At 61.2% G+C, this 8544-nt stretch carries 10 protein-coding genes; 5 read left to right on the forward strand and 5 right to left on the reverse strand.

Translation table 11 applies throughout. The features are described 5' to 3' along the window. The first annotated feature begins 24 nt into the window (after positions 1-24). Complete coding sequence (locus OO306_RS14555; RefSeq protein ID WP_099429969.1) at positions 25-588, forward strand: helix-turn-helix domain-containing protein; 564 nt, start codon at positions 25-27, stop codon at positions 586-588. A 26-nt stretch (positions 589-614) separates the two neighbouring features. Here OO306_RS14555 and OO306_RS14560 read toward each other — a convergent pair whose 3' ends face one another. Next, positions 615-1163, reverse strand: coding sequence for a cysteine hydrolase family protein (locus OO306_RS14560; RefSeq protein WP_265969151.1), 549 nt, complete (start codon positions 1161-1163; stop codon positions 615-617). Positions 1164-1245: 82 nt separating this feature from the next. Here OO306_RS14560 and OO306_RS14565 point away from each other — a divergent pair, with 82 nt between their 5' ends. Both OO306_RS14565 and OO306_RS14570 read left to right on the forward strand, forming a co-directional pair. Further along, positions 1246-2229, forward strand: a complete 984-nt coding sequence (locus OO306_RS14565; RefSeq protein ID WP_186703836.1) for a GlxA family transcriptional regulator — start codon at positions 1246-1248, stop codon at positions 2227-2229. A 107-nt stretch (positions 2230-2336) separates the two neighbouring features. Beyond that, on the forward strand, positions 2337-2699 hold the full coding sequence (locus tag OO306_RS14570; RefSeq protein ID WP_099429966.1) for an antibiotic biosynthesis monooxygenase: 363 nt from the start codon (positions 2337-2339) through the stop codon (positions 2697-2699). Here the strand turns inward: OO306_RS14570 and OO306_RS14575 are convergent. Together OO306_RS14575 and OO306_RS14580 are read right to left on the reverse strand one after the other, a co-directional pair. Beyond that, entirely contained in the window at positions 2696-3466 is a 771-nt protein-coding gene (locus OO306_RS14575) for a S9 family peptidase (RefSeq protein ID WP_265969153.1), read from the reverse strand. The two genes, OO306_RS14570 and OO306_RS14575, sit on opposite strands and share 4 nt — an antisense overlap. After that, positions 3450-4562 carry a DUF3182 family protein gene (locus OO306_RS14580; RefSeq protein ID WP_265969154.1) on the reverse strand — a complete coding sequence of 371 codons (1113 nt, stop codon included), beginning with the start codon at positions 4560-4562 and terminating at the stop codon, positions 3450-3452. Before OO306_RS14580 ends, OO306_RS14575 begins: the two co-directional genes overlap by 17 nt. 227 nt (positions 4563-4789) lie before the next feature. Between OO306_RS14580 and OO306_RS14585 the strand changes: the two genes are divergently transcribed. Further along, positions 4790-6598 carry an aminopeptidase P family protein gene (locus OO306_RS14585; RefSeq protein WP_265969156.1) on the forward strand — a complete coding sequence of 603 codons (1809 nt, stop codon included), beginning with the start codon at positions 4790-4792 and terminating at the stop codon, positions 6596-6598. Between the two features lie 58 nt (positions 6599-6656). On the opposite strand, the gene OO306_RS14590 is transcribed toward OO306_RS14585, so the two are convergent. Continuing rightward, positions 6657-6938 (reverse strand): hypothetical protein, encoded by a 282-nt coding sequence (locus OO306_RS14590; RefSeq protein ID WP_027596536.1) that lies wholly within the window; start codon positions 6936-6938, stop codon positions 6657-6659. Positions 6939-7128: 190 nt separating this feature from the next. Next, a complete protein-coding gene (gene rhtA / locus OO306_RS14595) occupies positions 7129-8016 on the reverse strand; it encodes a threonine/homoserine exporter RhtA (protein WP_027596535.1) in 888 nt (295 codons plus the stop codon). A 159-nt stretch (positions 8017-8175) separates the two neighbouring features. Here rhtA and OO306_RS14600 point away from each other — a divergent pair, with 159 nt between their 5' ends. After that, positions 8176-8544 (forward strand): hypothetical protein, encoded by a 369-nt coding sequence (locus tag OO306_RS14600; RefSeq protein WP_265969157.1) that lies wholly within the window; start codon positions 8176-8178, stop codon positions 8542-8544.

Genomic DNA, 8544 nt, shown 5'->3' on the forward strand with positions numbered 1-8544 from the left:
CAGTCACGATCAGCGAGCAATACAGTGCACAAAAATTCCACGCACCGGGCATCGGTGTTACAGCATGTTAGCCTCAACGTACGCAGCCTGCGTCACGCAGCGGGTATGAGCCAGTCTGCCTTGGCCGAGCGTTCTGGCGTCAGCCGACGCATGTTGGTGGCGATCGAGGCGGGTGAGAAGAATGTCAGCCTTACTACGCTCGATTTGATCGCCGAGGCCTTGGGGGTGGCGTTCAGTACGTTGATCCAGGCGCCCGAGCGGCGCGACCCCAGCCGCATCGACGAACTGGCCTGGGCCGGTGAGCATCCGCAAAGCAAGGCAGTGCTGCTGGGTAGCAGCACCGCCCGGCGTGAGGTCGAACTCTGGGAGTGGACCCTGGCACCGGGCGAGTGCTATGTCAGCGAGGCCGATGCCGATGGCTGGAGCGAGCAGATCTATGTGGCCGAAGGGCAGCTCACATTAGTCATCGAGCAGGCCGAGTATTGCCTGCAGGTTGGCCAGTTTCATGTCTTCCCCAGTAACTGCCGCTACGCCTACCGCAACGATGGCGCCGTGGCGGTGCGCTTTGTGCGCAATGTGGTGATCTGACAACTCGCCTTAAAGGCGGGGCGCGATCATTTGCCGAGCAGCTCATCGGTCTTCACCACCTTGGCGTAGGCAAACGCCAGGGCCGCCATTGCCGAGTCGTGTACATGGGCCGCCGGTACCTGTTTGCCATCGAACTCCAGCGGCAAGGTCGCGCAGGCGTCGTGAGCCACAGTCACGTCGTAGCCATAATCGGCGGCGGCGCGGGTCGCTGCATCGATGCACATGTGGCTCATGCTGCCGACGATGGTCAGTGCCTCGACCCCTTGCTGGTCCAGCGTGTGTTTGAGGTCGGTACCGAGAAACGCGTTGACCTTGTGCTTGAGCACCACCGGCTCACCGGCCTTGGGTTGCACCTTGGCGTGGATGGCCGCGCCGGGGGAGCCCGGTGCGAAGAACGGCGCATCGGCACTTTCGAACTCATGCCGCACATGCACCACCAGGTCGCCCCGCTCACGCGCGGCCGCCAACAGCCGGGCGGCGTTGTTGGCTGCCTGGTCTGCGCCGTCGAGGGTCCATTTGCCACCGGGGAAATAGTCGTTCTGGATGTCGATGATGATCAGCGCTTGCTTGCTCATGTTGCCTCCTGCGGCAGTGGTCGTTGAATGACGATAGTTATAGGCTGTGCGCTTCGACCTGAGGATTGGCACGACCGACACAATGAGGGCAAAAACTGACAACCCTGCGCGCCTGGACATCGGCCTGCTGCTTTACCCAGGGGCGCAGCGTGCGGCCGTGCATGGCCTGACCGACCTGTTCACGGTGGCCAACCGAGTTGCCGCCGAGTTGGGCGCTGTCGAGCTGCCGCAGATCCGCGTCAGCCACTGGCAGGTCGATGAAGCGGGGTTGTTGCAGTGGGTTGAGGATAGCGGCTCTGAGGCGGCCACGGCGCTGAGGGTGATGATCATTCCGCCAAGCCTGGACTCGGCGCCACACGCTGAGCTGCTTGCGCGCCATCGCCTGCCCTTGAATCAGCTCCACGGGCGCGGCACGGTGCTGGCGTCGGTGTGCATCGGCGTGTTTTTTATCGCGGCCAGTGGGCTGCTCGACGGGCGCCCGGCCTGTACCCATTGGAACTACGTGCAAGCGCTTGCACAGCGTTTTCCCCTGGTGCAGGTAGAGGCGAACCAGCCGCTGCTGGACGACGGTGACATCATGACGTCGGCCGGGCTGATGGCCTGGACCGAGCTGGGCTTGCGCCTGCTGGAGCGGTTCATGGGGGCGACGGTGGCGCGCGAGACGGCTCGCTACCTGGCTGTCGAACCCGTGGCGGCGCCGTTGCCGGGGGCATTGTTCAACCCCCGCCTGGACCATGGCGATGAGGCGGTGCTCAAAGTGCAGCACTGGTTACAGGGCAATGGTGGGCAGGATGCCGACCTGGCCGCCATGGCCGCTTGTGCAGGCCTTGAGGAGCGGACCTTTCTACGGCGCTTTCGGGCTGCCACCGGTTTACGCCCGACCGAGTATTGCCAGCAAGTACGGGTAGGGCGCGCCTGTCGGTTGCTGGAATTTACCCGGCGCAATGTCGAACAGATCGCCTGGGGTGTGGGTTATCAGGACCCGGGCGCTTTCCGCAAAGTGTTTCAGCGCATCACCGGTTTGACGCCCAGTGAATATCGACGACGCTTTGCAGTTTCAGGTTGAGCCAGCGACCGCTCGTGCGGCAGCAAAAAACACTTGACCTTGACTTAACTTGAGGTTTTACCCTGCTCACCATCACGCCATTGGCGTCCGGAGCAAGGAGACTTTTCATGACGGCAACGCCTCATTCTCTGTGGTTTACCCAGATGATCGAATACGAAGTGCCTGCGTTGCAGCAAGTGGCGCTGGCCCAGGCCCTGGTGGTGCGCAGCGAAGCGTTGGCCGCAGGTTGTGAGGGCTTGCAGGGCGTGAGCATCCAGGCCAGTGATGATGGCAGCCGGGTCCTCCAGTACCTGCAATGGCAATCGCGCCAGGCCTGGGCGGCGGCCGCAGACCGTTTCGTTGAAGAACCCTTTCTCGACCTGTTGTGCCAGCACCAGGCGCGGGGCGTCAACTTCGCGGCCTACCAGACACTGCGCAGCCTGGTCCGCAATGCTGACGGTGGCCTGCACTGCCAGGTCGGTGAGCCTTAGGCATACCAGGGCGCGTAGTGTGGGTAGCGGTCCAGGCGTGCGCCAATGACCATCTCGCTGATCCATGATGCGAGAATCGAGCTGTAGGCTTTCTGGCTTTCTTCGCTGGACAACGCGTGGTCGGCACCGTCGACGATGCGGTGGGTCAGCGAATGGGCGCTGATGAATGCCGAGCGGTAGCTCATCAGTGTGCTGTGGGGTACATAGTCATCATGTTCGGACTCCACCAGTAACACATCGCCGCCGAATTCGGCGCACGCGGCCAGTGCGCGGTTGTCCGCCGGGCCAAGCTGGCGCTGGCGGTAGGCGTTCAGCCGCTGTCGATCAAGGGTTTGCTTGGGGGTTTCCCACTCATCGTCCCAGTACAGGGCAGGCACCCGCATGGCCAGCCACCTTACTGGCCGCAACCGCGTCAACAAGGTGGCCAGGTAACCGCCATAGCTGCTGCCAATGATGGCGATGGAGTTGCTGTCCACGCTGGGGTGACTGACCAGGCGGTCGTAGGCTGCCAGCAGGTCGTTGAGGTTCTGTTCGCGGGTGACGGTCAGGCGTTGGCTTTCGGTCTTTTCATGCCCGCGCAAGTCGAAGGTCATGCACACGCACCCCAGCCCGGTAATGTGCCGGGCGCGGGCCAGGTCGCGTTGCTGGCTACCGCCCCAGCCGTGGACGAAGAGTATGCCGGGCATCTTGCTGCCAGGGCTGACCAGGGTGCCGACGATGCTGTCGTTCTCGACGTGCAGCTCAATGGTCTCACTCTGAATGCTCATGTTCGCGAATCCGCGCAAATTTGCTGAGTTGTCCGAGTTCACTGTCGATTCCTTGGTAGAAGAGGGTGGCGTCAGTGGGCAGGTCGGGCGTGCCGAACACTTCATGGGTCGAAGCACGCACCCGCTGCAGTGTCGGCTCAGCGGCGAAGGCCTGCAGGGCCAGCAGTTCTGCACTGCTGGCACCGCCCAGACGCCAGGATTGTTCAAGCACGCCGCTGCGTACATGGCCTTGGGCGGTGGTGCCGCGGGCAATGTCGTAGTTACGTCTTGACGCCACGAAGCCTGGGAAGTGCTGCTCTGCGGCACGTTCGTAGACCATGGCTTGGTTGATCGCCAGGCGCAGGTGGTCTTCCAACGGCAGTTGCAGCAACGCCTGGTAATCACCGCGCACTACGACCAGATCGGAACCGCCATAGACCTCTGTGCCCTGGTGGTCGTGCGTCAGTTGCTGAGTGCCGTGGTAGCTACAGGTCAGGCCGGCGACACGCACTTGGCCAACACTGAAGGTCTGCACCTCGCTCAGGTCTTCTTCGAGCACCAACCCCCAGACGGCCAGGTCTTGGTCGTCCATGTCGGCCAGCAACGGCTCCAGCGCATCCAGTGTGTCGATGACCTGCTGCCCCCGCCCGGCACAGGCCAGCACCGGCTTGATCCGTAGAGGGCCATCAAGCAGGAGCAAGTGTGCGGCATTGCGAGCGTCGGCCTTGCTGAATACGGTATAGCCACGCAACAACGCATCACTGGCCTGAAGGGCGAAGGCGTCGGTCCAGCCTGGGGGGAAGCTGGCGGCGGCCGGCAGCGGGTGGGAAATCGCCTTGGTCGCCATATAAGGAAAAGCGACCAGCCCGCCGAACAGGTCCTGTTCGGTGCGGATGCCCAAGGCTGCATGGCGCTGCGGGTCGATCAGCGTTTCGGTCGGCAGGTAGTAGTAGCGGTCGCTGGGCGTGGAGGGCGGGTCGAGATGCACGTGTGCGCAACCCAGCAGTTGCGCCAGGCCATCGGCAAGCTTGAGGTGTACAGCATGTTCATGGTCAGGCGTGTGCTGGCGGGTGTCGAGCAGCACAACGGCGGTTTTCGCGTCACCGGCAGCGGGCATAGGGGGTGGCCTGTCTGCAATGAATGTACTTGGTGTGAAGCCGGGGTTTTTGGGAAGTTCAGCAGGATGTGATCGGTGGTCCTGGTTCTGCTGTAGGAAATGTCCTGATCGCAGAGGGCGTGATGGGCAATGCATGCCGCAGGCCGGTCGCCGTGATTGCAGGGCAGGGGTGGCTGTACCATTATCGATAGTCTGAAATCAGTAGAGATGTTTTCGCAGGAGTGCGCATGAACGTTCAGACCACGATAGAGCAAGCTGTGCCGGAGCGCCTGGCGCGGGTGCGTCAGGCCATGGCCGTAGAGGGGGTCGATGCGCTGCTGGTGCCCTCGGCCGACCCTCATCTTTCCGAGTACCTGCCTGGTTTCTGGCAGGGGCGCCAATGGTTGTCCGGTTTCCAAGGGTCGGTCGGCACGCTGGTGGTCACGGCGGGGTTTGCCGGGCTCTGGGTTGACAGCCGCTATTGGGAGCAGGCCGAGCATGAGCTGGCAGGCAGCGGCATCGAGCTGATGAAGCTGCTGCCAGGCAAGCCGGGCGCGCTGGAATGGCTGGGTGAGCATGTCGAGCCACAGGGTGTCGTGGCAGTGGACGGTGCTGTCATGGCCTTGACGTCGGCGCGTTTGCTGGGTGAGCGTCTGAAGGCCCGGGATGTGCGGCTGGTGACGGACAAGGACGTGCTTGGCAAGGTTTGGGAGGGGCGCCCGCGGCTGCCGAGCAACCCGGTCTACCAACACTTGCCGCCGCATGCCACGCAGAACCGGGCAGACAAACTCGCCCAGTTGCGTGAGACCTTGAAGGCCAAGGGCGCTGACTGGCATTTCATAGCCACCCTGGATGACATCGCCTGGCTCTTCAATCTGCGTGGCAGCGATGTGTCCTACAACCCAGTCTTTGTTTCCTTTGCCCTGATCAGTCAGCAGCAGGCGACGGTGTTCGTGGGCCAGGACAAGGTCGATGAGCATCTGCGCCAAGTGTTGGCGGTTGATGGCATTGAGGTGCGTGACTATGCCGAAATCGGTCAGGCCCTGGGCGCCGTGCCTTCAGGCAGTCGCCTGTTGCTCGACCCGGCGCGTGTCACCTGCGGTTTGCTGGAAAACCTGGCCTCAGGCGTTGAGCTGGTCGAGGGGGTCAACCCCACCACGCTGAGCAAGTCGTGCAAGGGTGAGGATGATCTTGTGCATATTCGCCGGGCCATGGAGCAGGATGGCGCCGCCTTGTGCGAATTTTTCGCCTGGTTCGAGGGGGCTCTGGGCCATGAGGTCATTACCGAGCTGACGGTCGATGAGCGATTGAGCGCCGCCCGTGCCCGTCGTCCAGACTTCGTGTCGTTGAGTTTCTCGACGATTGCCGCCTTTAATGGCAATGGCGCGATGCCTCATTACCGCGCCACCGAGCAATCGCATGCGGTCATCGAAGGTGACGGTTTACTGCTGATAGATTCCGGGGGACAGTACCTGGGGGGGACTACCGACATTACCCGGATGGTGCCGGTGGGTAACCCTACGCTTGAGCAGAAGCAGGATTGCACGCGTGTGCTCAAGGGCATGATTGCGCTATCGCGCGCCACCTTCCCCCGCGGGATCCTCTCGCCGCTGCTCGATGCCATTGCCCGGGCACCGATCTGGGCCGATCAGGTGGACTATGGCCACGGCACCGGCCATGGCGTGGGTTACTTCATGAACGTACACGAAGGGCCGCAGGTGATTGCCTATCAGGCGGCGCCCACGCCCCAAACGGCCATGCAGGCGGGCATGATCAGTTCGATCGAGCCGGGTACTTACCGGCCGCGTGAGTGGGGCGTGCGCATTGAGAACCTGGTGGTTAGCCGGGAAGCGGGCAAGAGTGTGTTCGGCGATTTCCTGAACTTCGAGACCTTGACGCTTTGCCCGATCGACACACGCTGCCTGTTGCCCGAGTTGCTTGCCAAGGAAGAGTTGGCGTGGCTGAACGGTTACCACGCGAGTGTGCATGAGCGTCTTGCGCCGCTGTTGAAGGGCGAGGCGCTGGCATGGCTACAGGCGCGTACCGCGCCGCTGTGATGACGAATAAAAAGGGCAGCGCTCGCGCTGCCCCTTTGAACTCAATGCCTGGTGGTCATCACTTGCAGATGACGATCATGCTGCGGCTGGTATAGCCAGCCGGATTGATACCGAACAGGTAATCGCCTTGCTCTTCGTCGGTATCGCCGGAGCGAGCAATGACTTTGTAACCGCGGGTGCTGCAGGAGGTGGCGGCCTTGCTGTAGCAGTTATCCCACGATGAGGAGAGGCCGGAGCAATTGATATGCAGGCCTTTCTTCCCCTTTTTGACCTCAGTCTTGGCCGTGGCGGCACATCCAGCAATAGCCAAAATGGCCAGAATGAGCAAAATACGTTTCATTCCCTTCCTTAAATGCAGGGCGGATCATTTGTCGGGCCCTGTCGTTGTCACTGCTGTCTTCCTGAAAATCCCCAGCGTCCGTCTTCGGTCCACCAGATCGCGTAAAGTTATTGATTCTGTGTGACAGCTTAATCAGCGAGACGGGCCGCTACAATCACTAATCCCGTCTCAAATGAAAATAGTTCTCATATCAGTCTGCGGCGACGGGTGGGGTTGGCGTCTGGCGCATTGACAACGTGGTGCCTACCGACGCGACGATGATGGCGAGAATCGCGAGCCATTGGGTGGTGCTCAATACCTCGCCGAGGAACAGAAGGCCTGAAAGTGCGCCAAACGCCGGCTCGATGCTCATCAGGGTGCCGAAGGTGCGTGCAGGCATGCGGGTCAGGGCAACCATTTCCAGGCTATAGGGCAGGGCGGTGGACAGTATCGCGACACCCAGTGCCATCGGAATGACCGCTGGGGTGAGCAGTGCGCTGCCGGCATGAATCACCCCGATGGGGGCAACGAACAGCGCGGCGACCACGACGCCGAGTGCGGCGCTCTGGATGCCGTGTTCGGCACCGGCGCGCTGCCCGAACAGGATATAAAGCGCCCAGCACACCCCCGCACCCAAGGCATACGCAGCACCTACCGGGTCCAGAGCCTGGCCGCCATCGCCTGCTGGCAGCAACAGTAGCAGCCCGGCGATCGCCATCGCGATCCAGAGAAAGTCGATAGGGCGGCGCGAGGAGAAGATCGCCACCGCCAGTGGCCCTGTGAACTCCAGTGCCACGGCGATACCGATGGGTACTGTTTGTAGTGCCATATAGAAGAGGAAGTTCATGCCCCCAAGTGCCATGCCATAGATGATGACATTGCGCAGAGTGGTGGCGGTCATGCGGACGCGCCATGGGCGCAGTATGAGCAGCATGATGATACTGGCGAAGATCAGGCGCAGGGCTGTGGTGCCTTGGGCGCCGATGATGGGGAACATGCTTTTGGCCAGTGACGCACCGGACTGTATGGATGCCATGGCGATCAGCAGCAGGCCGATAGGGAAGAGGGTGGCGGCCAGGCTGCGGGGTTGGGTGTTCATCTCTGCGCGGCGATCCTTGGGCGGGTAGGGGTGTGCACTATAGTGCGCACTTACGTGGGCAGAGGGCAAGATGTCACGCTTTTGAAATTAAAGGTTGACGGGGTTTCGAATCCCCTTATAATGCGCCCCACTTCCAGCGTGATTGGAACGAGAAACTCCTTGAGTATCAACGAGTTAATCGATTCAGGTAGTGTTGAAAGGGCTTCGATCGAAAGATCGTCAGCGGTTGAAATGGTGGTTGACAGCGCTTCTAAACGCTGTATGATTCGCCTCCCGCTACGAGAGATCGCAGCGAGCCAAGTGTTTGAAGCTAAACGAGTTTCTCGCGAAAAACTTCAAAATAAACGCTTGACAGGCTCTGAGGAAAGCGTAGAATGCGCGCCTCGGTTGAGACGAAAAGTTCTTAACCAAACGCTCTTTAACAAATTGAATCAAGCAATTCGTGTGGGTGCTTGTGAGTACGGACTGATAGTCACAAAGATTATCAGCATCACAAGTGACCATGCGAGAAATCACATAGTCATTTGA

Origin of the sequence: Pseudomonas sp. DCB_AW (assembly GCF_026240895.1) — a bacterium.
GTDB lineage: Bacteria > Pseudomonadota > Gammaproteobacteria > Pseudomonadales > Pseudomonadaceae > Aquipseudomonas > Aquipseudomonas kermanshahensis.